Source organism: Paenibacillus sp. P36 (assembly GCF_045866505.1).
GTDB lineage: Bacteria > Bacillota > Bacilli > Paenibacillales > NBRC-103111 > Paenibacillus_E > Paenibacillus_E chondroitinus.
Genome location: NZ_AP038372.1, coordinates 4130187 through 4155949, shown reverse-complemented (window position 1 = coordinate 4155949; position 25763 = coordinate 4130187). Strand labels below are relative to the sequence as shown.

The following is a 25763-nucleotide window of genomic DNA, read 5'->3' as shown; positions in this document are numbered from 1 at the left end:
CATTCCATATAACGCCTTCGAGTATCTTTTTGTCAACTGCTAAAATCGTTGCAAATTAAAAAATGCCGCATCGACTGCGGCACTTCATTCCTTCATATGCTGACTCTACTTCACTTCACCCACTTCAACTTCTCCATTCAATTGGTCTGCATACGCTCGTATCAAATCATACTCTTGATTGGTTTCGGCGACTTCCACCTGCTCATCCGCTTGAAAATGCTCCCACTTCTCATTATCAATCTGCATGCTGCCAACCCCTTTATGTTATTGCCATTAGAATTTCCTATCAGGAAATTGTTATCCTTTCCACAATAAAAGTTTTCCTTCTACTAGCTGCAAGACGACACGTATACTAGAAAAGGAAGAACTCTGAAGGGAGATATGGCTAATGATTGTAGCAGAACAAATTTATCAATCGTATGGGATGGATAAAGACACATTTATCATCTTTATGAAAGAACGAAGTTTGCATACAGCTATACACTCGCTTGGCATCGACTTCGTGGAACTGGCGCCTGATCGGGTGGTCATGTCCATGCCGGTCGGACCTAGCACCCATCAGCCTGCCGGCATCCTGCATGGCGGAGCTTCGGTTCTACTCGCGGAAACAGCCGCTTCCATTGCCTCAGAGATTAATATCGTCGATAAAGAAAAGTATGCGGCTGTCGGGTTAGAAATCAATGCGAATCATCTTAAAAGCAAACGTGATGGCATTGTAACAGCAGTTGCCACGCCTATACACAAAGGCCGCAAAACGATGGTTTGGGATATTCGCATCTCCGATGAGAAGAATCAACTTATTTGTATTTCACGTTGTACAGTCGCTATTATTGATAAAAAGTGACAAACACTTTCACGGAAGATGAAGATCCTAAGTACCCATTTCTAAAAGCTCCGCGAAAGTCTGGGTACCCTTTTGCAAAGGGAACTGGTGTCCTCTATTTTGAGGGAAACGAGCCATATCCACTCTGAACGGAACTGGCGGGTCTTATTTGTCTTCCGATGTGGCGCTTTTTTTAAGTGAATCGGCAAAATAGAGGAACGTAGTTCCCCTCACACGTACAAATTGTGCTTTTCGCTTGGAATAGAGGACTGTAGTTCTCTTCGCGTCCTGAAGAACCCATTTTGCAAATAAAAACAGCCCAGACTATGTGTCTAGGGCTGTTTCAGTTTAAATTCACTATGTAGTTTACTCTTCTGCATATATCATTTTAACCGTCATTCCGCCGTCGATGGTTAGATTCTGACCCGTAATGAAACCGGCTTTCTCGTCGGCCAGGTAGAGACAAGCAGCTGCAATATCCTCTGGTTTGCCTACTCTGCCTACCGGATGTTGTTTTTTATCCACTTCGGAATGAACAATGCTGCCTTGTGCAGCCGGATAGTGCCAATCCCGAACCTCAATCCATCCGGGAGAAATGGCGTTAACACGAATGCCGTATTCCCCCAAGCTTATAGCCATCGCATGCGTCAGTGCTGAGATGCCGCCTTTTGAAGCTGAATACGCCTCCGTGTTTGGCTCTGACATAAATGCCCGCGTAGACGAAATATTAATAATGGCTCCGCCTTGCCCCTTCTCCTTCATGACACGCGCCGCGGCTTGCGAACATAGAAAAGCTCCGCCTAAATTCACGGAGATAACCCGTAGGAACTGTTCACTCGTGAGATCAAGTACATCCGCATTATGCATAATCCCTGCATTATTAATAAGAACATCAATCCCGCCTAAGTCAGAGACCGTGCGCTCCATCCACTGCCTAACTTCGTCTTCCTTCGAAACATCAACCTTCGTGAAAATGACATGTTCTGTATAAGCATTCAAAAGTTGCACCGTCTCCAAACCGGCATCTTCATGAATATCCGCTATGGAAACACCGAATCCTGCTTGAGCAAAGGCAAGTGCGATTGCACGTCCGATGCCATGCCCACCACCTGTGACTGCTGCTACTTTTTGCATACTCATCACCTCATCTAAGTTTTTTCATTATTCTACTATAACGGATTTGATCATACATGTGTAATCGCCTGAGCAATGGAATTGCAAGAGAAGGAAGTTGTGCATGTCACATGGAATTACTTCCTTGACCAATTAAATCCTTCATCTGGAGTGCTGCTCAAATATGACAAGCTATACGACCGATTATAAAACGTTTACGGCCCGAGATGGCGCGAAACTGCCTTACCGGCATTTCGAAGGACCTTCCGATATTGTGCTCATTTTTTTGCATGGCATTACAGAACCCAGCCTTTATTTACGTGAATTTGGTACCTACATGTCCAAACAACATCTGGCGACTGTCATCTTACCCGATTTACGCGGTTATGGCGAAAATCCGCTTCGCCGAGGCGACATCGATTATATCGGACAGCTGGACGATGACATCGAAGATTTATTCCACCACATCCAGAGTCGCTATCCGGATGCAACCATCATCTTTGGCGGTCATTCTGCAGGAGGAGCAACGGCTCTGAGACAAACAATCCGCCCGATTCACGCGAGTATTCATGCCTATTTGCTTATTTCTTCCGCACTTAGTCCCAACTCTCCACTTGCTCGCAAGGATGGCAACAACAATGAATCCACAGTAAGTATTCCGAAATATGCGTTGTTGATGGGACTCAATGCAATTGGCATTACCAGGTTTAACCATACCGTTGTCTATCGGCGACTCACACCTCAAGATAAACTGCATGGCACTGAAACTTGCCAGCTAAGCTATCGATTGGCTGTATCCCGCATGATAGATAATCAATTTGAGAACTATTTGCGCCAATTAAACCCGTTTACCTTCGTCCTCGTTGGTGAAGAAGATGAAGTCTTTGATGCCCATGCCTATGAACCTCTGTACAGCAAATATACACCTGCTAAAGTCCGCGTTCTAGCTGGCCATAACCATGACAGAATCGTGAAATCGGAAGAAGCACTATCAATTGTAGGCGAGTGGCTGCAAGCCGTTCGAGCGAACCAAGCTTGAAAACTAGCAGATCTAAAAAAATGACTTGAAATTCCCCGTAGGAATTCAAGTCATTTCAATGATATCGCCATCATGTTAGTTATACGTTATTTTCAAACCCAATTCAGCCGCACGGTTAAGTGCCCCTTCAGAGAATTTAGGTTTCTTATATCTTTGTTCAAATTCTTCTTTGTCTAGCGGGATCCATTTAAAATCTTTATTCTGATAGATCCACGTCTTTGTTCCCCAATCCACGTGAATGGTCCGGTTCGTTACTTTTTTAATGACGCCAATTTCAATGATAAAACCCGTTTTGCCAAATAATTTGGCACAGTATTTGTTCAGCATTTCGCTCACGATGACTCCCCATTTCTCTATTCCTCGCTCTATTCTCTTATAAAATGCGCGTTAATGCAACCATGGCAAGTCCCTCTTAACACAAATAAGGCACCAACCACGGTGCCCAACTTGCTTCAACGTTTACGCTAAAATTGAATTGGATCGGAGAGAATGAAGGATTGCCGCTGCAATTTCAACCGAAGTTTCCTGGTCTTGATACTCTTCGCCGAATGAAGCGCGAAACAACTGATTGATGGCTTGGCTAAAGCTGTGCGCATCTAAATCTGAAACGTGTTTCGTTATATAAATCGTTAGCGTACGCGCTTCACCTTCATATTCGTCTTCAAGACCATGCATGTCCAGCAGCCCGATTGGGTCCCATGCATCCAAGTGTTGTTTGACGATCTCCATAATAGGTGATGGATCATAGGGCAGAGAGTTCAAATACGCATTTTCTTTGACAATTTCTCTTCGAATACTCCACATCATATAATTCATTTTTGTTTGCTCGGATACTGCTCTAAACTTCAATGGATAAGCCTCCTTTATTGGACGCTCTCTTGCTTCTCTGTCATCAACTTGTCAGACGCTGTCATCAGTTTGGCAGATCGTTCAATTATCGCCCCATTGAAGTTTAGCATTTTCCCTGTCCCTTGAGCAATACAAGCCATCGGATGTTCCGCAAGATACACGGGTACACCTAATTCTTGTTGAAGGCGCTTGTCCAGTCCTTCCAGTAAAGCGCCGCCACCACATAGCAGGATGCCCTGCTCCATAACGTCGCCAGCAAGCTCAGGAGGGCATTTCTCCATGGCAAGCCGTATGCACTCCACAATTGAAATCATAAAGTCATCGAAAATTTCATAAATCTCCGTTGAAGAGATCGTAATGCTGCGAGGCAATCCTTCCATCAAGTCACGCCCCCGGATGTCCATTGTAATTTCCTTCACAGGTTTCACGACAGTGGCGACGTTCTTCTTGATTTCCTCTGCTGTTCGCTCACCAATAACCATATTGTAGGCACGTTTCACATATTCAATAATATCTTGGTCAATCGACATGCCTCCACGGCGAATTGCTTCACTTACGACAATGCCGCCAAGTGAGATAATCGCAACTTGGCTTGTTCCTCCACCAATGTCAAGGACCATGCTGCCTATCGGTTCTTCGACAGGAAGCCCTGCTCCCATCGCTGCGGCCAGCGGCTCTTCTACCGTTGTTGACCGCCTCGCTCCTTTATGAACGATCATCTCTTCAACGGCCCGCTTTTGCACATTCGTAATGCCGCATGGAACGGAAATCAAAACGTGAAAACTGCGGAACCAATTGTAGCCTTTTCTAATTTTGCCAATAAAATATTTAAGCATCGCTAAGGTCATATCAAAATTAGCAATGACGCCATCTTTTAGTGGATAAATGACCTCCACATTAGCGGGAGTTCTCCCAATCATATCATAGGCTTCTTGGCCAATAGCTTTGATTTCCCCTGTATCTGTTTGAATGGCGACTACGGACGGCTCTTGCAGAACAATACCTTTTTTTTGCTGGTAAATTAGCGTATTACAGGTGCCCAAATCTACACCAAACAGTTCTTCCAATCTCTTTAACATGACTCGCTCCTTCTCGCTGTTTATTAGACGATGCCCCTAGTAGCGTGTGTATTTAAAATGATTATGACTAACTGCATCTGTATACTTGTTCGCATTGCCAAGCCATTCTACGGGGGTATACCAATAAACCCCAATCATTCCCAAGACCAACAAAACGGCAAATCCATCCTACTTATTCTGAATCAATCCGATTCCATTACCTACGGGATCAACTAAATAAGCAAGATAGAAGTTATCAAATTCCATCTTCTCTCTAACAACTTGAGCTCCCATTTCTACAGAGTTATGTATAGCTTCATCTATGTCATCAACTTGAATTTGAATTCTAATACCATGAGGATAATCGCTTGGTCCCTTAGAAATTCCGCCGTGAATGCCAGGCTTGTCCTCATTTCCTGTTGTCACTGGAAGGTAACCCCAACTGGATGCGCCGATTTCCCAACCAAAAACAGTAGAATAAAAACTCGCCGCACGTTCAGGATCTTGACTATTCATTTCAAATAAGACAACTCGTCCCATTTCACTCATCCCCTTAATTTGGAATTAATATCCACATAATACCAAACATTTGTTCTCGTGTAAACACAAAATAACGTTAAAGGAACTACATGGTCGAAACGCTCCATTTTAGCGCAAAAAACCAGTAGTTCCCTCCCAACTTTGTTTGCCGCACACCTCTAGCCGCCACACTCATTCTTGATAAGAGTAAAATCCCTGCCCCGATTTACGCCCTAATCGCCCCGCTTTCACATATTTACGAAGCAGCGGACAAGGCCGGTACTTGGAATCTTTAAAACCATCATAGAGTATTTCCATGATCGAAAGACACGTATCCAGTCCAATGAAATCCGCGAGCTCCAGCGGTCCCATCGGATGATTCATGCCGAGTTTCATCACTTTATCCACGGATTCAATAGAGGCTACACCTTCATATACGGTGAAAATCGCTTCATTAATCATCGGCATCAAGATCCGATTAGAAACAAAACCAGGGAAATCATTCACTTCAACCGGTGTTTTTCCCATACGCTGACTCAGCCCGTAAACAACCTCGAATACTTCCTGCGACGTCTCCAACCCTCGAATCACTTCTACGAGAGGCATAACCGGCACTGGATTCATAAAATGCATCCCGATAATTTTCTCCGGACGTCCCGTAACAGCTGCAATTTCCGAAATAGGAAGTGATGACGTATTCGTTGCCAAGATCGTATGAGGCGAGCAAAGACTATCCAGCCTATGGAACAGCAAGGCCTTCAACGCCATATTTTCTGAAATGGCTTCAATAACAAAATCTGCTTGCTCCGCATGCTCTACAAACTCAGTTGGTCGTATGCGGCTTATAATCTCCGCCATGCTTTCAGGTGTCCGTTTGCCTTTCTCCACATTTCGGCTTAACTGTTTACTGATCGCCTGCATGCCCCTGTTCAGAAATTCCGGGGATGTGTCGTGCAGCAGCACCTGGAAACCTGAAGCAGCAGCCACCTGTGCGATCCCGCTTCCCATTTGTCCAGCGCCAATGACCATGATGGTCTGTATGTTCATAGCTCCGCTCCCTCCAACCTTTTCATCCATCCACCCGAATGAGAATGGCATCACCTTGCGCAGCCCCGCTGCAAATTGCGGCAATGCCGTAGCCGCCACCGCTTCTTCGCAGCTCATGGATTAAGGTGAGCAGAATCCGCGCTCCGCTTGCTCCGATGGGATGACCAAGCGCGATGGCTCCGCCGCCCACGTTAACGAGTTCCGGATTCCATCCAAGCATTTGTTCACTGGTCAGCAGGACCGCAGCGAAGGCTTCATTCACTTCAAACCGGCTGATTTGATCCAGCTTGATGCCTGTTTGCCGCAAAAGCTTCTGAATCGCTAACGCAGGCGTTGTCGCAATGTACGGCGCTCTCTCACCAACAGTCGCAGAACCAACAATCGTTGCAAGCGGACTAACGCCGCAGGCTAATGCTTTATCCTTCGACATCACGACCATCGCCGCCGCCCCGTCGTTAACGCCAGGGGCATTTCCCGCCGTAATCGTTCCGCCTTTCACCAGGGCCGGCAATGCAGCAAGCTTCTCCATACTTGTATCCGTTCGCGGACCTTCGTCTTCGTCGACCCGCTTCGTTCCATGCTTCGATTGCACAACAATAGGCACTATTTCCTCTGCAAAGTAGCCCTTCCTTCTTGCCTCAATCGCCAAAACATGACTGCGAAGCGCCCATTCATCCTGCCGATCACGACTTAAGCCGAACTCTGCGGCTACGTTGCTGCCATGAACGAACATCTGAACAAGTTCAAATGGACAAAGCAAACCATCGTGCACCATCAAGTCAATGGTCGTCTGATTCCCCATCCGTGCCCCCCAACGGGTGCTTGGCAGCAAGAAAGGGGCACTGCTCATGCTCTCCATTCCACCCGCAATCATGCAATCGGCATCGCCGGAACGGATCATTTGATCAGCAAGTGTGACACTTCGCAGACCCGATGCGCATACTTTATTGATCGTTTCTGCCGTTACGCTCCAGTCGAGGCCCGCCAAACGTGCAGCCTGACGCGCAGGATTTTGCCCTGCTCCCCCTTGCAGGACCATCCCCATAATGACAGCCTCAATCACAGACGGCTCAAGTGAAGAACGCTGTATCGCCTCCCGAATTGCAGTGCCACCAAGTTCGACTGCCGAGACATCCTTTAAGCCGCCGCCAAATTTCCCAAAAGGTGTGCGAGCCCCTCCAACAATGACACTTTCCTTCATACGTTAATCCTCCTAAGGTGAAAAGCCTCAGTAGATCACAGTTTCCAGATCATATTTTTCCAAATAATGCTTGACTCGCTGCAAAAATCGACCGCAAATCATCCCATCCAGAATCCGGTGGTCAAATGAAAGGCAGATCGAGACCATGGATCGGATGGCGATCATTTCTTGAATCACAACGGGCTTCCGAACAATGTTTTCAAAGGTAAGACTAGCCGCTTGCTGGTGTTGAATAATGGGATATGAAAGCATCGACCCGAAGGCTCCGGTATTATGAAAAGTAAACGTGCCGCCTTGCATATCCGCTGGTCGTATAGTGCCCCCCTTTGCTCGTTTGAGCAAATCGAACAGCTCAAACGCCAAGCCAGCGATGGATTTGCGGTCTGCATGATGGAGGACAGGCGCAATCACAGCATCCTCATCCTCAGAGCCAGCTGCAACGGAAATATGAATATTTCTTTGGACAGCAATACCTTCCGGGGTCCATGATGAATTCATTAGCGGGAACTCCTTTAAAGCATTCACAATCCCTTTTATGACAAAAGGTGAGATTGTAAGCGGAAAGCCTTCTGTCAACAAGAAGGTTTCCTTCAGCTTTTGCCGCAAGGCGACGAGATTCGTAACGTCAACTTCGATCATCAGCCAGGCACGGGGAATTTCGGTGACACTTTGCTGCATGCGGGAAGCAATTGCTTGTCGCATCGGGCTGATAGGAAATATTTGATCGCCTGGGAGCGTTGCACCTGATTCCTCGTGTTGCGACATAGCCACCCTCCTCTACAATTCCGCTAGTTGGCGCATCGCATCCTTCACAGTATCTATACTCGGCAGGTAAAATTTCTCCAGTGTCGGCGCCATCCCGACTGGGGGAACGTCCGGCGGTGCGCAGCGCATGATGGGAGCATCCAGCTCATACAACAGGTGTTCAGCCAACATAGCCGATATCTCTGCACCAATACCGCCCGTTTTGTTATCCTCGTGGACAATTAGAACTTTTCCAGTTTTCGCTGCAGCCTCAAAAATAGCCGTTTTATCAAGCGGATGCAGCGTTCGCAGATCAAGAAGCTCTGTACCGACGCCCTCTAATTCCAGTTCAGCCGCTGCTTTCATGGCATATTGGACGGATAAACCGTAAGCGATGACCGTGATGTCCTTACCTTCGCGTCGGGTAATTGCTTTCCCGATAGGTACCGTATAATCATCCGCAGGAACTTCATCTGACACGGAGAGATAGCATTTTTTATGTTCGAAAAAGAGAACCGGATCGTCGTCTCGAATCGCTGCTTTCAATAATCCTTTGGCGTCATAAGCGGTGGATGGAGCGACAATTTTGAGGCCCGGCGTCCCAAAAAATACCGATTCGGGACATTGTGAATGATACAAGCCCCCGCCGCCTGTGGCGCCATAAGGTGCGCGAATGACAATCGGACAATGCCAGTCATTATTGGAGCGATATCGAATCTTGGCGGCTTCGCTAATGATTTGGTTGGCTGCTGGAAATATGAAATCGGCAAATTGAATTTCTGCAATCGGCCTCATACCGACCATCGCCGCCCCAATTGCGACGCCTACGATGGCTGATTCAGAAAGCGGCGTATCGAGCACCCGCAGCTCGCCGAACTTATCGCGCATGCCCTTCGTGGCGTTCAAGACACCCCCTTTTCCAATATCTTCGCCTAGTACAAACACGTTTTCATCCCGCTGCATTTCCTCTAACATCGCTGAACGAATAGCCTCCAAGTAAGTGATGATCGGCATCTCAAACCTCACCCCCATCTTCCGCGTACACATGCCGAAGCACATCCTCTGGTGCCGGAAATGGCGATTTTTCAGCGTATTTTGTGGCTTCATTCACTTCTTTGGCAATATTGTCATGCAAGGCGCGATCCAAATCTTCAGTAAGTACGTCACTCTCCAACAAATAGCGCCGGAATCGCTGAACGCCTTCCTGATCTTTGTGGTAATCCACTTCTTCTTTCGTTCGATAAAGCATATCGTCGTCTGCGGTAGAATGAGGAGGAATTCGATACATCATCGCTTCAATTAATGTGGGGCCATAGCCGCGAACGGCACGCTCTCTGGCTTCTTTTACGGCACGATAAACTTCCAGAGCATCATTGCCATCAACGCGTTGACCTGGAAAACCATAACCTGCTGCACGATCAACGACACGACCGGCAACCTGCCGATGGGCTGGAATCGAAATCGCATATTGATTGTTTTCGCATAGGAAAATCACGGGCAGCTTGAATACGCCGGCGAAATTAAAAGCCTCATGCACATCGCCCTGATTACTCGAGCCTTCTCCAAAAGTCACGAAGGCCACATGTTCTTCCTTCCTCATCAGAGCCGTGAGCGCAATCCCAACCGCATGAAGAACCTGCGTCGCCACGGGGCTTGAGCCGGATACGATATGGAGCTTTTTATAACCAAAATGCCCTGGCATCTGCCGGCCCCCGTTAATATCCTCCGCTTTGAACAGCGCCGCCAGCAGCAGTTCCTGGACCGTCATGCCAATTGTGAGCACAAAAGCATAATCTCTGTAATAGGGAAGGAAATAATCCTGCTGTTTATCCAAAGCGAATGCAGCCGCCACCTGTGCTGCTTCTTGGCCGATACTGGAGATGTGAAATGCCGTTTTACCTGATCTTTGCAGCAGCGTAGCACGTTCATCGAATTTTCTCGCTTTCAGCATGTAAGCATACATCTTCAGCACGTCATCGTCCGTTAAACCCAGCTGTTGATGCTTGAGCATGTGCTGAGAAGACATCGCCATTCCTCCTCTGTTTTTTACATGTTTCTGCGATATTGCCCGCCGACTTGATAAAGCGCGCGTGTAATTTGCCCGAGACTCGCCACTTTGACAGTTTCCATTAATTCCGCGAAAATATTTCCGCCCGAGAGCGCCACCCCCTGAAGTTTCTGCAAAGCCGCTGGAGCTGCTTGTTGATGTCGATCAAGAAATTCCCGAAGGTGGGTAATTTGTTGATCTTTCTCTGCTGTCGATGCCCTGGCAAGCGGAATATCCATGTCCCCTTCAGGTGGATTAGGATTCAAAAATGTATTGACGCCAATAATCGGCAAGTCTCCTTGATGTTTTTTCATCTCATAGAGCATCGATTCATTCTGAATTTTACCCCTTTGATACTGAGTCTCCATGGCACCGAGCACACCGCCACGATCACTAAGGCGATCCAACTCTTGCAGGACAGCCTCCTCGACCAGATCCGTCAATTCCTCGATGATAAAAGAGCCCTGAAGCATGTTTTCGTTTTTAATGAAACCAAGCTCTTTCGTAATGATTAACTGAATGGCCATCGCTCGGCGAACCGACTCTTCCGTAGGCGTCGTTACGGCCTCATCATAAGAATTCGTATGCAGCGAATTACAGTTATCCAGCAGCGCCATCAAGGCTTGAAGGGTCGTTCGAATGTCATTAAAATCCATTTCCTGTGCATGCAACGAACGTCCGGAAGTTTGAATATGATATTTCAGCTTCTGGCTGCGATCGTTCCCTCCATACTTCATTTTCATTGCTGTAGCCCAGATGCGGCGCGCGACCCGCCCGATAACGGTATATTCCGGATCTAACCCATTGCTGAAAAAGAAAGAAAGATTCGGCGCAAAGTCATCAATCGACATGCCCCGGGACAGATAGTATTCGACATAGGTAAAACCATTGGCCAGCGTGAAAGCGAGCTGAGAAATCGGGTTCGCCCCAGCTTCCGCGATATGATAACCCGAGATGGAAACCGAATAATAATTGCGTACCTCCTGATCGATAAAATACTGCTGAATATCGCCCATCATTCGCAGTGCGAATTCCGTAGAAAAAATACAGGTGTTCTGTCCCTGATCCTCCTTCAAAATATCCGCTTGCACCGTTCCTCTAACCGATTTCAGCGTTGTCCTGCGAATTTCGGACGCCTCATCCATGGTTGGCTCTCTTCCGCTTTTCTGGGCAAAACGCTCAATCTGATCGTCCATCGCTGTATTCATATACATCGCCAAAATGATCGGTGCAGGCCCATTAATCGTCATGGAAACAGACGTCATTGGATCACACAGATCAAAGCCGGCATACAGCTTTTTCATATCATCCAACGTACAGATACTGACGCCGCTTTCGCCGATTTTGCCATAAATATCCTGACGTTCGTCGGGATCTTCCCCGTACAAGGTGACAGAGTCAAACGCTGTGCTGAGACGTTTTGCTTGGTCATTTTTGGACAAATAATGGAATCTCAGATTCGTTCGTTCCGGTGTGCCCTCACCTGCGAACTGACGTTTGGGGTCCTCAGCGGTACGCTTAAATGGAAACACACCTGCGGTATAAGGGAATTCTCCCGGCACATTTTCACGGTACAGCCACCGAATAATATCGCCAGAATCTCTATATTTCGGCAAGCTGATTTTGGGAATATCCATTCCTGATAAGCTTGTCGTGGTAAGTTCCGTCACGATTTCCTTCTCCCGAACACGCGTAATGAACGTTTTACCGCTATATTGTTTCTGACGTTCGGGCCACTGTGCAAGCATGCGGAGCGTATCTTTATGCATTTGATTCTCATAATTCAGCTTCATTGCATGAAGTGAAGCTAAACTTTCCTCCGGATCTGGTACTGGAGCTAGAGTTTGCCTTGTGGCAGCAATCGCTCCATCGAGCCGGTAGCAGGCGCTCGCCAGCTCCGCTTCCTTTTCCGAAAAAGCATGATAGGATCGGATGCACTGAGCGATTTCACCTAGATAACGAGTACGATCCACCGGTATAATGACATGCGTTTTCGCGTGTGAAGCCGAGCCGAATCCATCAATCGGCCATTGCAGTGAACATTTGCGGTTCAACGTCTCAATGATGGCTTGAAATAACGTATCCACACCAACGTCGTTAAATTGACTAGCCATGGTGCCATAAACAGGCATTGATTCATAAGGCTCAGTGAATCTGCCGTGATTTCGCTGCACTTGCTTCTTCACATCCCGAAGAGCATCTTCGGACCCTCGCCGGTCAAATTTGTTAATCGCCACCAAATCTGCGTAATCAAGCATATCGATCTTCTCTAGCTGCGAAGGCGCGCCGAACTCGCTAGTCATGACATAGAGGGAGACATTCGCGAGTTTGGTGATCTGGTGATCGCCTTGACCAATTCCGCTTGTTTCGACAAGGATCAGATCAAAGCCCGCTTCCTGCAAAACAGCGATTGCTGGGCTAAGCGCAGTGGATAATTCATTACCTGATCCGCGTGTAGCCATACTGCGCATATACACGCGCTCGGAATGGACAGCATTCATGCGGATCCGATCGCCAAGCAAAGCTCCCCCGCTTCGTTGTTTGGTTGGGTCAACCGATAGAATCGCTATCGTCTTATCCGGATATTGCCGCAGGAAACGCTGGACAATTTCGTCCGTTAAGGAGCTTTTCCCCGCTCCTCCTGTGCCAGTGATGCCGACAATCGGGCAAGCCGGCACCTGTGACGGCGAGTTATGTTCAGGCGGATTGTCCGCTGCGTTATCACATGAGAGTTCTGCTTCAGTAATACGCTGCGCAAGAGATCTGTGATCTTTCGCTGTTTCAGTTCTGCTAGCTCCCTTCCTATCGGTAGCAACCGTACTGAAATCGCACTCCTTCATCATGTAAGAAATCATCCCTTGAAGCCCTAGCTCCCTGCCATCGTCCGGTGAGAAAAGGCGTGTAACGCCATACGCATGCAGCCGTTTGATCTCCGAAGGCAGGATGACACCGCCCCCTCCACCAAAAACTTTTATGCTGGAAGCACCTTTTTCACGAAGCAAATCGATCATATAGGTGAAAAATTCGACATGTCCGCCTTGATATGAGGAAACGGCAATGCCTTGAACATCCTCCTGAATCGCTGCCTGCACAATCTCCTGTACCGACCGGTTATGACCAAGATGAATCACTTCCGCTCCGCTAGCTTGCAGAATCCGCCGCATAATCGTTATGGACACATCATGGCCGTCGAACAAAGCGGAAGCAGTGATGAATCGCACTTTATGATTCCCTGATGACACCGCTGGACCTCCTCTCCTCGGATGACGGATGTGCACAAAAACCCCACCGACATTAAGATATCAGTGAGGCCTAGCCCCTCTCGGGCAAAACGGTTTTGGCAATTTTCCCATCCAGCGCTTCATACTCAAAGTAACGAATCGTATCGTACAGCTCGCTGCGTGTTTGCATGTGGTCTAACGATTCCTTCTGCGAACCTGTCATCTGGATTTCCTCAAACACCTTCTCCATCGCCTTGGCCGCAACACGCAGCGAAGTCACGGGATAAATCACCATGCGAAATCCCCAGCTTTCAAACTGCTGTGCCGTAAAATACGGCGTTCTTCCGAACTCCGTCATATTCGCCAGCAAGGGACAGGTTAATTCTTGACTGAATTTGAGAAACTCCTCTTCTTTCTCCAACGCTTCCGGAAAAATAGCATCTGCGCCTGCAGCTACATATTGTTTCGCTCGAGCGATCGCCGCGTCCATTCCCTCTACACTTTTGGCGTCCGTACGGGCAATCAGATATAAAGAGGGGGAAACGGTCTTGATCGTTTGAATTTTTTGCATCATCTCCTCGGCGGAGACCAGCTTTTTACCATTTAAATGGCCGCATTTCTTCGGCATTTCTTGATCTTCCAGTTGAACGGCCGCGACTTTGGCTTCCACCATCTCCTTCGCTGTTCGTGCGGCATTCAGAACACTTCCAAAGCCGGTGTCGATGTCAACCAACAGCGGAAGACGTGCCGCACGAACCAGTTCACGAGCTCGATCCGCCACCTCGTTAGAGTAGATGAGGCCCAAATCCGGCAGCCCTCTGCTGGCTGTATACGCGGCACCGGAGAGATAAATGGCTTCGAACCGAGCTTGTTTGGCAATAAGAGCTGCCATTCCATCGTGAGCGCCGGGGATTTTGACAATGGGACCCGCTTCGACGAGTTGACGAAAACGAGCAGCTAACTCCCTTTGCTCCGGTTCTTCTTCAATGAGCCATGCCATAGGAACCTCCTGCATGATCATGTTTCATGTTTTTTGGTGCATACCATCGGTCAAATAACAAAAAGAGATAGAAACTCCTGACATGGCGTCTGAATGAAACGCTCATAGTCAAGCGATAGGTTCAAAATGTCGGCCGATTTTTTCTTAGGGAAGCGGGTCAGAAGGTTCGTCTCGAATTTCTCTATCACCTTGGGTAGGCCTTCAGCACGCCGCCTGCGATGACCGATCGGGTATTCACAGTCGACTTTCTCGGTTGAGGTGCCATCCTGAAAATGAATTTGCACCGCATTTGCGATCGAGCGTTTGTCTGGGTCCAGATAGTCCTTACTGTACTGCTCCTCTTCCGTGACGATCATCTTCGCCCTAAGCGCATCTATTCGCGGGTCTTTCGCGATGTTTTCTTCATAATGCTCAGCCGTCAATGTCCCGTACAGCAGCCCGATGGCCACCATGTACTGCAAGCAATGATCCCGATCTGCCGGATTAAACAAAGGTCCTTTCTTATCAATGATCCGAATGGCAGATTGATGTGTCGTAAGCGTGATAGACTTAATTTCCTCTATACGCTCATTTACCAATGGATGCAGCTCTAGCGCACATTCCACAGCTGTCTGCGCATGAAATTCGGCTGGGAATGAAATTTTGAATAAAATATTTTCCATCACATAGGAACCCAGCTCTCGCCCTAAGATCAGCTCCTTGCCTCGGAATAACACATCCTGGAAACCCCATGTTTTGGCCGAAAGCGCGGTTGCATACCCCATCTCACCGCCTACAGCCATTAAGGCCAGACGCACCGCGCGACTAGTCGCATCCCCCGCAGCCCAGGACTTGCGTGACCCTGTATTTGGCGCATGCCTGTAAGTTCTTAAACTGGCTCCATCTATCCAGGCATTCGAGAGCGCGCTGCACACCTCCGCCTTCGTTCCGCCAAGCATGGCAGTCGCTACGGCCGTTGACGCTATTTTCACAAGATGAACATGGTCTAATCCCACACGATTTAAACTATTTTCTAAGGCCAGTACGCCTTGAATCTCATGCGCTTTAATGGACATCGTAAGAATATCCTTCACGTAGAGCGGCATTTTGCCCTCTGCCACCCTACTGCGGCTAATATAGTCGGCAAGCGCCACGATACAGCCTAAATTATCGGATGGATGCCCCCATTCAGCCGCCAACCACGTGTCATTATAGTCGAGCCATCGGATCATGCACCCGATATTGAATGCCGCATGCACCGGGTCCAATTCGTATCGTGTACCCGGCACTCGGGCGCCTCCAGGCAAGCTCGCTCCCGGCACAATCGGTCCCAGATGTTTCACACATTCCGGAAAACGCAGCGCCAGCAAGCCGGTCCCCAAGGAATCCAACAACACATGCTGCGCAATGCGATACGCTTCTTCACTTTCAATATGCGCGTTCAGTGCATAGTCAGCTATTACTTCAATTAACGGGTCAAAAGTCATCTCCTTATCGGCCGAGTTCTCAAATCCGCTCATTTACAATGTCGTCCTTTCTGGCAAATGAATTTCCAGCGCTCAAGGATGTAAGTTGCGTGGTCCTGTGTACAGGACGCGTGGCCGGAATAGCCGATTATTCGCGTGCTGCTCCATCACATGGCTGCTAACGCCTATCGTACGGGCAGCGAGAAATACCGGAGTGAACAATTCAATCGGAATGCCGAGCAAATAATAGACAGGAGCTGCATAATAGTCTAAGTTCGGATGCAGATTCTTCTCACGTTTCATGATTTCTTCACCAACCACACACATCGTGTACAGCTCAGGTTGGTTTTTCTCTAACGAAAGCGCAGCTAACGCATCTTTCATCAATAACGCGCGCGGATCGGCTTTTTTCATATAAACCCGATGACCGAAACCCATAATGCGTTCCTTCCGAGCTAATTTACTTAACATGAGTGTTTCCAAGTTGCCTTCCGAACCTGCCTCAAGCAGCATCTCCATGACAGCTTCATTAGCGCCGCCGTGCAGCGTTCCTTTCAACGAGGCAACCGCCCCGGTAAGCGCGCCATACAGGTCGGACTGCGTCGAAGCAATCACTCTTGCCGCAAATGTCGAATTCGGCATTTCATGCTCACTGTAGACGATGAGTGATTGGTCAAAAATATCCTCTTCCATCTTTGTAGGCACTTGACCCGTTATCATGTACAAGAAATTAGCTGAATAGGATAAGTCTTTTCGAGGTTCTACGAACATTTGTTTGGTCTTGGCTTGATAGCCATTTGCTACAATTTGCGGTACCTTTGCCAGCAACCTAATCGCTTTTCGCGTATTTGCCTCTTTAGAACGATCTTCAAGCTCGTCATCGTAGCTGGCCAAAGCTGAAATCCCCGTTCGCAGTACATCCATAAGGTTCGCTTGCTCTGGCAGTAAACGAAGGATAGAACAAATGTTCGATGGCAATCCATATTCATCTTTAATTCTTTCTTCGAACGAGGATCGTTCATTTTCATCAGGCAGAAGTCCTTCAAGCAATAGCCCTGCTACATCCAGATAGGTAACATGCTGCGCAAGCTCGATGAGGTCATATCCGCGAACAACAATTTCTTCTTTCTCGACATCCAGATACGAAATTCCCGTTTCACTAGCAATAACGTTCTCCAGTCCAGGGTGATAGCTGTTACTCATCTCATCGCTCCCCTTTCTCTCTTCCTGCCGCGTCTAGTCGGCAAGCAGCATGCGGGAAATCACAATACGCTGAATTTCGTTCGTCCCTTCATAGATTTGTGTGACCTTCGCGTCGCGCATATAACGTTCAACCGGATAATCTTTCGTGTACCCATATCCTCCGAAAATTTGGACAGCTTCAAGACTGACGGCGACAGCCGTATCACTGGCAAAAAGCTTCGCTATGGCGGCCTCCTTCCCGTACGGCAATCCTTTGCTTTCCTTCCACGCCGCTTGATAGGTCAGCAGTCTGGCTGCTTCAATCTTGGTAGCCATATCCGCAAGTTTAAAAGCAATAGCCTGCTGCTCACCGATTGGCTTTCCGAACTGCCTGCGCTGCTTCGCGTAGCTAATCGATGCCTCCATCGCCGCTTGGGCAATCCCGAGCGCTTGCGCGGCAATGCCGATACGCCCGCCGTCCAGGCTTCGCATCGCGATTCGGAAGCCCTCTCCCTCTACTCCGAGCAAATGTCCTGCGGGCACTCGGCAGTTCTCAAATCGCAGCTCGAGCGTTGGCGAAGAGCGAATGCCCAATTTTTTCTCCTTGTGGCCGAAAATAAAGCCCTCGGTCCCTTTCTCCACAAGAAATGCGCTGCACCCGCGCTTCTTGTTTACTGGATCCGTCATCGCAAATACGATATAGACGTCCGCTTCTCCGCCATTGGTGACAAATAGCTTTGAACCATTTAGCACATAATGGTCCCCGTCCTTGACAGCCGTTGTTTTCATTGCTCCTGCATCAGAGCCCGAACCGCTTTCTGTCAAGCTGTAAGCGCCAAGCTTTTTGCCTTGAGCCAGCGGCGTCAAAAACGCCTTTTTCTGCGTTTCCGTCCCGTATTTCGAGAGCGCCCATGAAACCAATGACGTATGGACGGATAACATGACACCTGTAGAAGCGCAGGCTTTCGAGAGCTCCTCGACGACGATGGCATACGTCAAGAAATCAGATCCGATCCCCCCGTACTCTTCAGGCCACGGGATTCCCGTCAGGCCAAGCTCGCCCATTTTATCGAATAGAGTCCGATCGAATCGCTCTTCTTCATCCCTTTGAGCAGCCGTAGGTTCAATTTCGTTTTTGGCAAAATCCCGCACCATAGCACGAATCATATTCTGTTCTTCCGTCAAGGACAGTTCCATATGACCGCCTCCTTCGACATGATCGCTATTCCTGCATGTTTAGCCGAGGATAAGATCGGTGATTTGCTTCTTCATGGGACAAGTTGTAACCGCTTCCAATAACATGTTTTATATATACACGCCTTTCTGAAGGCTTATACCTGACAGGCTATGAATTTACCCGCCCATGAAAAAAACACCGCAATTTCGCGATGTTTGTTCTCATGACTATCTTAATTTAATAGGCATTCCGCTTACAGAGGACTCCAATGCTGCTAAAGTAATGCGAAGCGTGACCGCGGCGTCGGCGTAATCTGTCAAAATCCGCGACCGGTCTCCGGTTTTGATGGCATGCAAGAAAGCATCCGTTTCAATTTCATAAGGATTGAGGAGGTTCTTATACTCCGTTGTTTGCGTACTTTCATGATTCTTTAAGAACCGATTTTGATGAATTTCCAGAACACCTTTATCCGTAAACAGTTCCAAACCCGATCGATGGCCGAAAGGCAGCATACACGTATTCGTGATAGACGCAACGGCTCCACCTGCGAGCTTCAATGTCACAGCCCCGACATCCGCCACTTCAACACCGTCGTGCTTCGTATGCATATGCTGCTGTGCATAAACCGCATACACTTCCTCCACTTCGCCAACCAAATAGCGAACCAAATCCACAATATGCGTTGTTTGTTCGACAAATTGACCGCCGGATCCGTTTTGCTTACGCCACCAATGAACGCCTGGCATGTCTCCTAACCAACTGCCAACCGCCATTCCCACTTTGCGGGTTTCCAGCAGCTCTTTCGCCTTCTGCACGGTGTCCGTATATCGGATATGGTACCCCACCGAGGTGATGATATTCCTGCTACTCACCTGATCTTGGATGCGATTCACCGTTTCCATGTCCAACGCGATCGGCTTTTCAATCAGGAACGGGATATTTCGCTGAACGATGGCATCTTCAATACTACCATGCGCCATAGGCGGCACACTTATGTATACAGCGTCTGGTTTAACTGTATCAAGCATCATCTCTATCTCGTCAAAAGCTTGTGCGCCTGCGAATTTCTGCGCCATCTTCTCCGCCTTTGGCAGCGAAGAACCAAGAAAAGCAACGACTTGCGCATCCTCCCTGGCAGCTAACAAACTTGCGTGCTTCTCAGCAAACCATCCTGTTCCGGCAATTGCAATTTTCAACATGTTGATATACGCCTCCTAGTGGCTCAAATTAGCATAGATTCCCATAAGACAAGTATATACGCAGATGCCAATCTTTTCTCTACTTATTTTTTCTGATAAAATTTTAATCGTAATGTTAGTAATTATCATGATTTGGGTATATGATAATGAAGTCTCTGTCGAATTTGGCAAGATCTTTCAAGGTCATCTTGCCGAAAGTATGGTTTAATGGATGTATCATGTTTTGAAAATTCCCTGAAAGGTAATTACTAACCATGAAAACTGCCTCATTTTTATTTCCGAAGGACAAAGTAGCCTTTATTAAGTCAACCTCTTCCATGAAGGAAGCAATGGAACAATTAGAGCAGCACTATTATACAGCACTTCCCATCGTCGATGAAGGTGGAAAGTACGTTGGCACACTTTCCGAAGGCGACCTGTTGTGGACGCTCAAAAATAAGCCTGGCGTTACGTTTGAGAACATGGATGAGATCCCGGTAAGCAGCATAAAAAAACATATTCGCAACGAATGTGTCTCCATTGACGCTTTTATGGAGGATATGCTGGCCAAAGCAGCCGATCAAAACTTTGTTCCTGTCGTCGATGACAAACAAATTTTCTTGGGTATTATTCGCCGCAAAGATATCATCGCCTACTATATGAATAACATTACGGACTAAAATAAAAAGGAACTGGACGCTGTGCGCCCAGTTCCTTTTATTTTTGAAAGCGCCCTGATCAACAATTATTTGGCCCCTATCTCCGCGATAGTTACGTGCCCTCTTTCTGGCTGAACCGTCATCAACTGGATTCGACTGATCCGGAATGATTGCCAGAACGATACGGCATAGACAATCATAGCCGTAATGAACCAACCCTCCACGCCGAAACGTGCCATGATGACACCTCCTAATAACGGGCCTAATAAGCACCCGAGAAACATCCAAGCATTCACCATGGCAAATGTCTGACCTTCCATCCCTTGGCGAGCCAATTTTCTCACCTGTGCCTGGATATTCGGCATCATACCTGCTACGCACAGCCCCAGTAGAAAACGACAGCCAAGTATAAGCGGGTACAAATGTGTGAAAACTTGCACCAAACATAGGAAAAACGCAGTCGACGTAGCTATTTTCAGCAGCAATAAGGGACCAATTTGGTCGGAAAGCCTGCCAAGTATCGGCGAAAAGATGATAACAGCAAAAGAGGTCGCCGATAAAGTAATTCCTAGAAGCCATTGGCTATTAAAAAATGAAAAAACGTGTGTGGACTGCTGCACATAGTACGGAAGAATGGGATTCGTCCCTACAAAAGCAAAATTCACACATAAAGCGCTTATCAGTAAAGACGGCAATGGCTTCGTATGCCAAATCTGCTGCCAATCGGCTAGAAGCGTCCCTTTCGGCCTCGAAACTTCATCTCTCACTTGGGTTTTGTCTTTGACAAACAACAAAACGCATACAGTCGCAAGTAAAATAAAAACACTCATGGCTGGATAAGCACTTCTTACGGATAGAAAAGAAAGCAAAGATGAGGCGATCAGCGGTCCGATTAGTGATCCTGTCTCGCCCATCACTTGCAATTTACCTGCGGAAACACCGACTTGCTTATCTGGAGCGCCGATCAGGACTAGCACCATCGTAAATGGCAGTATGCCAGTAAAGCAGCCTTGTAATAATCGCAGCAAAGCTAACTGCCATGGCTCCGCGGCAAGCGGCATTAACGCTGTAATGATCGCCATGCCTAAACCGGACCACAGCATGACTGGCTTACGGCCATACCGATCCCCGATACGACCCAGAAAAGGAATCGCAACCATCATCGCAACAAAGTTGGCCGAGAATATCACACCTGACCAGATGTACAGTGATTCTCCACTAACATGACCGATGACATGAAGAAACCCAGGCAGCAATGGGATAAACATGCCATGCGCTGTTGAAACCAGCAGTTGAACGGTTAACAAAGCAGCAAACTGTTTTCTCCATGACTCCATCCAACTAGAAGGAGCCTTCGATAATGCTTTCGCTAAGCGGACGGCGGCCATTCGGCAGTTCGCGCTCTTGCAGTTCACTTGGCAAACGCTCACTGGCACCGCGATAGCCTAGAGTGATCACCGCATGCAGGTCATAGTCCTCGGGTACGCCGAGGACTTCACGGGCGATGTCTCTGTCATAGCCACCGACAGCTCGTGTTGCAAGACCCAGTAAATGGGCTTGAAAAGCAATCGAAGCCCAAGCCGCACCGGCATCGAACGCGTGGGCGCCATTCAGAGCTCCGTCTTGACGGAGCTTGTGCGATAAAACGAGGACAAGTACTGGGGCATGATCCGTCCACAAGCGGTTATTTGGCTTAATGAACGATTGAAATTTCTGCTTCTGAGCTTCCGTTTTGGCTACGATAAATCGCCATGGCTGCATATTACTTGAGGATGGTGCCCAGCGCGCGGCTTCCAGGATTGTATACAACGTTTCGTCGGCAACCTCTTTCGGTTCAAAAGCACGTGAGGACCAACGATTCAGAAATAGCGAATGAACCGGATAATCTCCTTGCCGGTTCTCCTCTACCTCTGGGAGTAAGACAGTTTGCTGTGCATGGGTTGTCATATGCAATCATTCCTTTCTACTTTCTACTAATGCCTGATTGGCTGGTAAATAAAAAAAAGAGACAACTTCTCTCGATAGAGAAAGTGTCTCCGTTTGAACGGTAGTCCTTGTATATACACAGTATCACTGTATAGGAAGTATCGTCAATAATATTTCTTATATTCCGATGAACTTTATCGGAAATTGCACAACTTTACATGGATGTGACATACGGAGCAACAAGCTTCCGAACACGCTCAATTCCATCCCACATGTCGCCAGGTCCATCATAGACGAGTGTAAACGGCCCTTCGTACCCTGCTTGCTTCGCAATTTCCATGCAGCGAACGAACTCTTCTTCATCCGGATATCCTTCGCTATCCGTTTGCGCTTTGGCATGGATGGATTCACTGAATGGGATCGTTTTGGCGAGCGCTTCGAACTTGTCGCTTCCTTTGAAATTGCCATAATCGGATGTGAACCCAAGGACATCTTCGCATTTCTCCAGCAAAGCAAGGCAATTATCAGCCACAGAAGTCAGTGAGTGGAAGTTTTCTGTAACCACCCTAACCCCGCGTGAGCTGGCGTATTCGCCTAATTCTTGTATTGCTTTAGCGGAACGCTCTAAAGCTAGTACGTCTGAAGGCTCCGCATCGCCAGCAATCACACGAACTCTTTCAGCTCCTGCAATGGCAGCAATATCGATCCATCCCTTGATCCAAGCGATGTCCGAGGCTCTGCGAGTCTCATCAGCGCTAGAGATATCGCCATACTCGAGCAGCAGCGTGTAAAAGCGAACATTCGCTGCTTGGAATGATTGTTTCAATGCAGTAAGATACGATGCGCTTGTTTCCGGAAAATGAAAATGACAAACCTCCAAAGAGGCAAACCCTTTGTCGGCCAGCACAGCGGGAAGCTCAAGCAGTGTAAGATGTTCCGGTTGCTCTTGCGCAGCCGTAATCTGTGAGCGTGTTGATTCATCCCAACGCGTCCAGCGTAATGGCCCCAATAGTCTGTGCAAGCTCCAACTCGTCAATGATAAAAATGGCATATGGTCAACCCTTCCCTAGCATTATTTGGTTATATTTTACCAAATTCGCCTCGCTGAACACCATATGCCATCTCGCCGTCTCATCTCTTATTGTGCTGTTTTGTCCACTTCTTCCACAACCAGATATCCGTTGCCATCAGGATCTTGAAATTCGAAACAGGTAACCCCCACCCGCTTTTCAATCCCCTCTCTAACAAGACCACCTACAGAACGAACATGATCAAGGGCAGCGCCCAAATTCGGCGTTTCAATGATCATAATCGGATTCGTGCGAGTTTCCACCTGGAGCTGCTCAAAGTATTTGCTTTGGGAATGACTCAGCCGATTATCGTCAATAAGTAAATGAGGGCCTCGATCCATTAGAATCGCTGGCAAGTCGCCGAAAAGAGGGTCTGAACCAGCGCTTTTCCCCACAAAAGCTTCATACCAAGCCGTCGTATCCTCGATATCATCGGTATGCGCCAAGATACGGCTAATTTTTCGTAAACAGGCATTTGCGGGCCTTTCCGGTTTTGGACCTAAATCACGATTCGCTTTACAAACCATATGAGAGTTCACATTAAAAACAGATATATACTCGTCAGTAAAAGCTTCTGTTAATACCGTATGCGGTCTATGCTCACAGAATTGATGGGCAGCATGGATATCATGAGCATCGAACATCACTGTCGGTGGAGACCCCCAGGTATTCTTGTCCAGAATGATTTCTGTTTCCTCCAAAGCAAAAATATAAATACCATGGGTGTCCTGATCAGGCTGCGGCACGATCGGGCGCTGAAACAATTTCGCATACCATTCAATAGCGCGTTTAAGATCTTGCACGGGAACAAATACGGCTGGCATAAAAGCATTAATCGGATGTGACATCTTCGTTTTCCTCCTTAGTTAGTCGTTCAACTTAAAGACACAGCGACTACGTAATTTCTATCACGCTCATTCCACAATTGCTGAAATTATATGAATGCCTTCCTTTTCGGCCTCCCAAGCGAACCGTAGTTCCTCCCTAATCTTGCTCATTCGACCTGCATGACTGCCCCCATATCCGAATGGAAAACTCGGATACAAGCGAGTAAACGATTCACTGACTTGCGTATAGCACGCTGCCGCTTCAGCAAGCCGCTGCTTGCGCCAGACATTGTTGCTGTTATTCGACAGCTCCAGCAAATATTTAGCCGCATGCTGCCGAGCTTCGGCTAGAATCGCCACTTGATAGGCATGTCCCTGCAAATCAAGTGAACCATCCTCTACTGCCTCCAGCCAGAGGCGGTAACCGTCAAGACCGAAGGCGTAGCCAGCCAAAGGAGGCTCTTTCCCTCTTGCATGATCAATAATCGCTCGCAATGTGGCGTCCACTGTCTGAGAAGGCGCCACTTTCCCGCGAATACCAAGTACGAACAATGGCGGTTGATCAGCCTTTCGTCCCAACTGGTCATAACGGACAATACGTTCCACTCCATTATGACCCAGATACAGGATTTTCTGCTCGCTGTCATCGTAGCCATAGATAAACCCAAACTCATTGCTTTGCATGTTCCAAATAATCGCAGGAACACCTTGGTCGATAGAGCCATGAAGAATGGATAAGATATGAACTTGCTGTTCCGGTGTTAACGTCTTTCGTTGAGGACGTCCAAAACAGGTTCCGCGAATGCCGAGCCTCTCCAGAATGCGATAGGCGGTGTAACTCCAGTCAAACGTTGAGATCCCATGTGAATGACAGCTTTTCGCCACATTCAAACGGAACGCGTCACCTGAGATCCCCATCAGTTCCGTGTGGGAAATGTGTTCCTCTCCTACCGTGCGAAGCGCTTCACCAATCATAACCGATAGAAAAGCATAAGGCCGTGAAAACACCGGAAGCGGCAGCGTTCTGGCGGCTCTGTGACCACTCTTCTTCCGTACCTCCAGATAACGCTCGATTTCCTTGCGGAATCGCTCTTCATTCGCTTTCACTCGCGCGCGAGACAGCAAATTGTAAATATTGCTTGGTTTCATCCCGAAGCGGGCAGCCAGTTCTTCCGTCGTCGCATCCTCAAATGCATTTGCGCTTAAAACCTCGCGTGCCTGCTCAGAAAGCGGGCGCATGGAACTGCGAATCAGGTCTTCGCCTTCTTCTCGCTCCTGCCAGGCTTCTGGACTGAACGCTTCGCCCCCGCTAGACGCTTCCCAACCTGTTTCCGGTATATCCTCCGTTACATATTCGCTCCGGTTAGCAGCTCTCCGAATCGAATTCATCGCGATTCGGCGAACCATAACCCGAAACCACGCACCGAATTTCTCTTCGTCTTTCAGATCGTGTATGTTGTCTTTTACTTTCAGAAAAGCTTCCTGGACCACGTCTTCAGCGAGAAAAGCATCGCGAACGACAGCTTGCGCCCAAGATAAGGCAGCTGAACGATAGGCGCTGAGCAGCAGCTCAAAAGCAATCGAATCTCCCTCTTTGACGCGGCGTATAAGATCGGGCAATTCATTATGGTCCCCCAC

General features: G+C 48.0%; 25 protein-coding genes. 3 read left to right on the top strand and 22 right to left on the bottom strand.

The features are described from left to right. Window positions 1–105: 105 nt before the first annotated feature. Window positions 106–246, bottom strand: a complete 141-nt coding sequence (locus tag ACKTT9_RS18590; protein ID WP_407872758.1) for a hypothetical protein — start codon at window positions 244–246, stop codon at window positions 106–108. A 205-nt stretch (window positions 247–451) separates the two neighbouring features. Between ACKTT9_RS18590 and ACKTT9_RS18585 the strand changes: the two genes are divergently transcribed. Beyond that, window positions 452–844: a PaaI family thioesterase gene (locus ACKTT9_RS18585; RefSeq protein WP_407873066.1), complete on the top strand. Its 393-nt coding sequence runs from the start codon at window positions 452–454 to the stop codon at window positions 842–844. A 345-nt stretch (window positions 845–1189) separates the two neighbouring features. Here the strand turns inward: ACKTT9_RS18585 and ACKTT9_RS18580 are convergent, their stop codons facing one another. After that, the gene (locus tag ACKTT9_RS18580) at window positions 1190–1957 is read right to left on the bottom strand and encodes a glucose 1-dehydrogenase (protein ID WP_407872757.1); all 768 of its coding nucleotides are present in this window, start codon (window positions 1955–1957) and stop codon (window positions 1190–1192) included. Between the two features lie 163 nt (window positions 1958–2120). Here ACKTT9_RS18580 and ACKTT9_RS18575 point away from each other — a divergent pair, with 163 nt between their 5' ends. Beyond that, window positions 2121–2975 carry an alpha/beta hydrolase gene (locus tag ACKTT9_RS18575; protein WP_407872756.1) on the top strand — a complete coding sequence of 285 codons (855 nt, stop codon included), beginning with the start codon at window positions 2121–2123 and terminating at the stop codon, window positions 2973–2975. Between the two features lie 75 nt (window positions 2976–3050). Here ACKTT9_RS18575 and ACKTT9_RS18570 read toward each other — a convergent pair whose 3' ends face one another. From ACKTT9_RS18570 to ACKTT9_RS18500, 15 genes are all read right to left on the bottom strand, one after another. After that, window positions 3051–3311 (bottom strand): hypothetical protein, encoded by a 261-nt coding sequence (locus ACKTT9_RS18570; protein WP_315950203.1) that lies wholly within the window; start codon window positions 3309–3311, stop codon window positions 3051–3053. A 123-nt stretch (window positions 3312–3434) separates the two neighbouring features. Then, window positions 3435–3824: a hypothetical protein gene (locus ACKTT9_RS18565; protein WP_407872755.1), complete on the bottom strand. Its 390-nt coding sequence runs from the start codon at window positions 3822–3824 to the stop codon at window positions 3435–3437. A 14-nt stretch (window positions 3825–3838) separates the two neighbouring features. Further along, entirely contained in the window at window positions 3839–4903 is a 1065-nt protein-coding gene (locus ACKTT9_RS18560) for a rod shape-determining protein (RefSeq protein WP_157326280.1), read from the bottom strand. A gap of 168 nt (window positions 4904–5071) precedes the next feature. Next, a complete protein-coding gene (locus ACKTT9_RS18555; RefSeq protein WP_407872754.1) occupies window positions 5072–5422 on the bottom strand; it encodes a VOC family protein in 351 nt (116 codons plus the stop codon). A gap of 171 nt (window positions 5423–5593) precedes the next feature. Continuing rightward, on the bottom strand, window positions 5594–6448 hold the full coding sequence (locus ACKTT9_RS18550; protein ID WP_407872753.1) for a 3-hydroxybutyryl-CoA dehydrogenase: 855 nt from the start codon (window positions 6446–6448) through the stop codon (window positions 5594–5596). Between the two features lie 22 nt (window positions 6449–6470). Further along, the gene (locus tag ACKTT9_RS18545; protein WP_407872752.1) at window positions 6471–7649 is read right to left on the bottom strand and encodes an acetyl-CoA C-acetyltransferase; all 1179 of its coding nucleotides are present in this window, start codon (window positions 7647–7649) and stop codon (window positions 6471–6473) included. A 27-nt stretch (window positions 7650–7676) separates the two neighbouring features. Beyond that, on the bottom strand, window positions 7677–8414 hold the full coding sequence (locus ACKTT9_RS18540) for a dihydrolipoamide acetyltransferase family protein (protein WP_407872751.1): 738 nt from the start codon (window positions 8412–8414) through the stop codon (window positions 7677–7679). Between the two features lie 12 nt (window positions 8415–8426). Continuing rightward, window positions 8427–9407, bottom strand: coding sequence for an alpha-ketoacid dehydrogenase subunit beta (locus ACKTT9_RS18535; protein ID WP_407873065.1), 981 nt, complete (start codon window positions 9405–9407; stop codon window positions 8427–8429). A gap of 1 nt (window position 9408) precedes the next feature. Further along, complete coding sequence (locus ACKTT9_RS18530) at window positions 9409–10419, bottom strand: thiamine pyrophosphate-dependent dehydrogenase E1 component subunit alpha (protein WP_407872750.1); 1011 nt, start codon at window positions 10417–10419, stop codon at window positions 9409–9411. A gap of 20 nt (window positions 10420–10439) precedes the next feature. Further along, window positions 10440–13682, bottom strand: coding sequence for a fused isobutyryl-CoA mutase/GTPase IcmF (icmF, locus tag ACKTT9_RS18525; protein WP_407872749.1), 3243 nt, complete (start codon window positions 13680–13682; stop codon window positions 10440–10442). 70 nt (window positions 13683–13752) lie between these two features. Continuing rightward, entirely contained in the window at window positions 13753–14661 is a 909-nt protein-coding gene (gene prpB / locus ACKTT9_RS18520; protein WP_407872748.1) for a methylisocitrate lyase, read from the bottom strand. Between the two features lie 50 nt (window positions 14662–14711). Then, the gene (locus ACKTT9_RS18515) at window positions 14712–16160 is read right to left on the bottom strand and encodes a bifunctional 2-methylcitrate dehydratase/aconitate hydratase (protein WP_407872747.1); all 1449 of its coding nucleotides are present in this window, start codon (window positions 16158–16160) and stop codon (window positions 14712–14714) included. Between the two features lie 39 nt (window positions 16161–16199). Then, window positions 16200–17309, bottom strand: coding sequence for a citrate synthase (gene mmgD, locus ACKTT9_RS18510; protein WP_407872746.1), 1110 nt, complete (start codon window positions 17307–17309; stop codon window positions 16200–16202). 33 nt (window positions 17310–17342) lie between these two features. Continuing rightward, on the bottom strand, window positions 17343–18485 hold the full coding sequence (locus ACKTT9_RS18505; protein ID WP_407872745.1) for an acyl-CoA dehydrogenase: 1143 nt from the start codon (window positions 18483–18485) through the stop codon (window positions 17343–17345). A 207-nt stretch (window positions 18486–18692) separates the two neighbouring features. Continuing rightward, on the bottom strand, window positions 18693–19664 hold the full coding sequence (locus ACKTT9_RS18500) for a Gfo/Idh/MocA family protein (RefSeq protein WP_407872744.1): 972 nt from the start codon (window positions 19662–19664) through the stop codon (window positions 18693–18695). 254 nt (window positions 19665–19918) lie between these two features. On the opposite strand from ACKTT9_RS18500, the gene ACKTT9_RS18495 reads away from it, so the two are divergent. Continuing rightward, window positions 19919–20323: a CBS domain-containing protein gene (locus ACKTT9_RS18495; RefSeq protein ID WP_127457179.1), complete on the top strand. Its 405-nt coding sequence runs from the start codon at window positions 19919–19921 to the stop codon at window positions 20321–20323. 65 nt (window positions 20324–20388) lie between these two features. Here ACKTT9_RS18495 and ACKTT9_RS18490 read toward each other — a convergent pair whose 3' ends face one another. The 5 genes from ACKTT9_RS18490 to ACKTT9_RS18470 all read right to left on the bottom strand — a co-directional run bounded on the left by ACKTT9_RS18490 (window position 20389) and on the right by ACKTT9_RS18470 (window position 25763). Next, on the bottom strand, window positions 20389–21690 hold the full coding sequence (locus ACKTT9_RS18490) for an MFS transporter (RefSeq protein WP_407872743.1): 1302 nt from the start codon (window positions 21688–21690) through the stop codon (window positions 20389–20391). Further along, window positions 21644–22249, bottom strand: a complete 606-nt coding sequence (locus ACKTT9_RS18485) for a nitroreductase family protein (protein WP_407872742.1) — start codon at window positions 22247–22249, stop codon at window positions 21644–21646. Before ACKTT9_RS18485 ends, ACKTT9_RS18490 begins: the two co-directional genes overlap by 47 nt. A 193-nt stretch (window positions 22250–22442) precedes the next feature. Continuing rightward, window positions 22443–23279: a sugar phosphate isomerase/epimerase family protein gene (locus ACKTT9_RS18480; protein WP_407872741.1), complete on the bottom strand. Its 837-nt coding sequence runs from the start codon at window positions 23277–23279 to the stop codon at window positions 22443–22445. A gap of 87 nt (window positions 23280–23366) precedes the next feature. Beyond that, on the bottom strand, window positions 23367–24146 hold the full coding sequence (locus tag ACKTT9_RS18475; RefSeq protein ID WP_407872740.1) for a VOC family protein: 780 nt from the start codon (window positions 24144–24146) through the stop codon (window positions 23367–23369). A gap of 66 nt (window positions 24147–24212) precedes the next feature. Then, a complete protein-coding gene (locus tag ACKTT9_RS18470; RefSeq protein ID WP_407872739.1) occupies window positions 24213–25763 on the bottom strand; it encodes an RNA polymerase sigma factor in 1551 nt (516 codons plus the stop codon).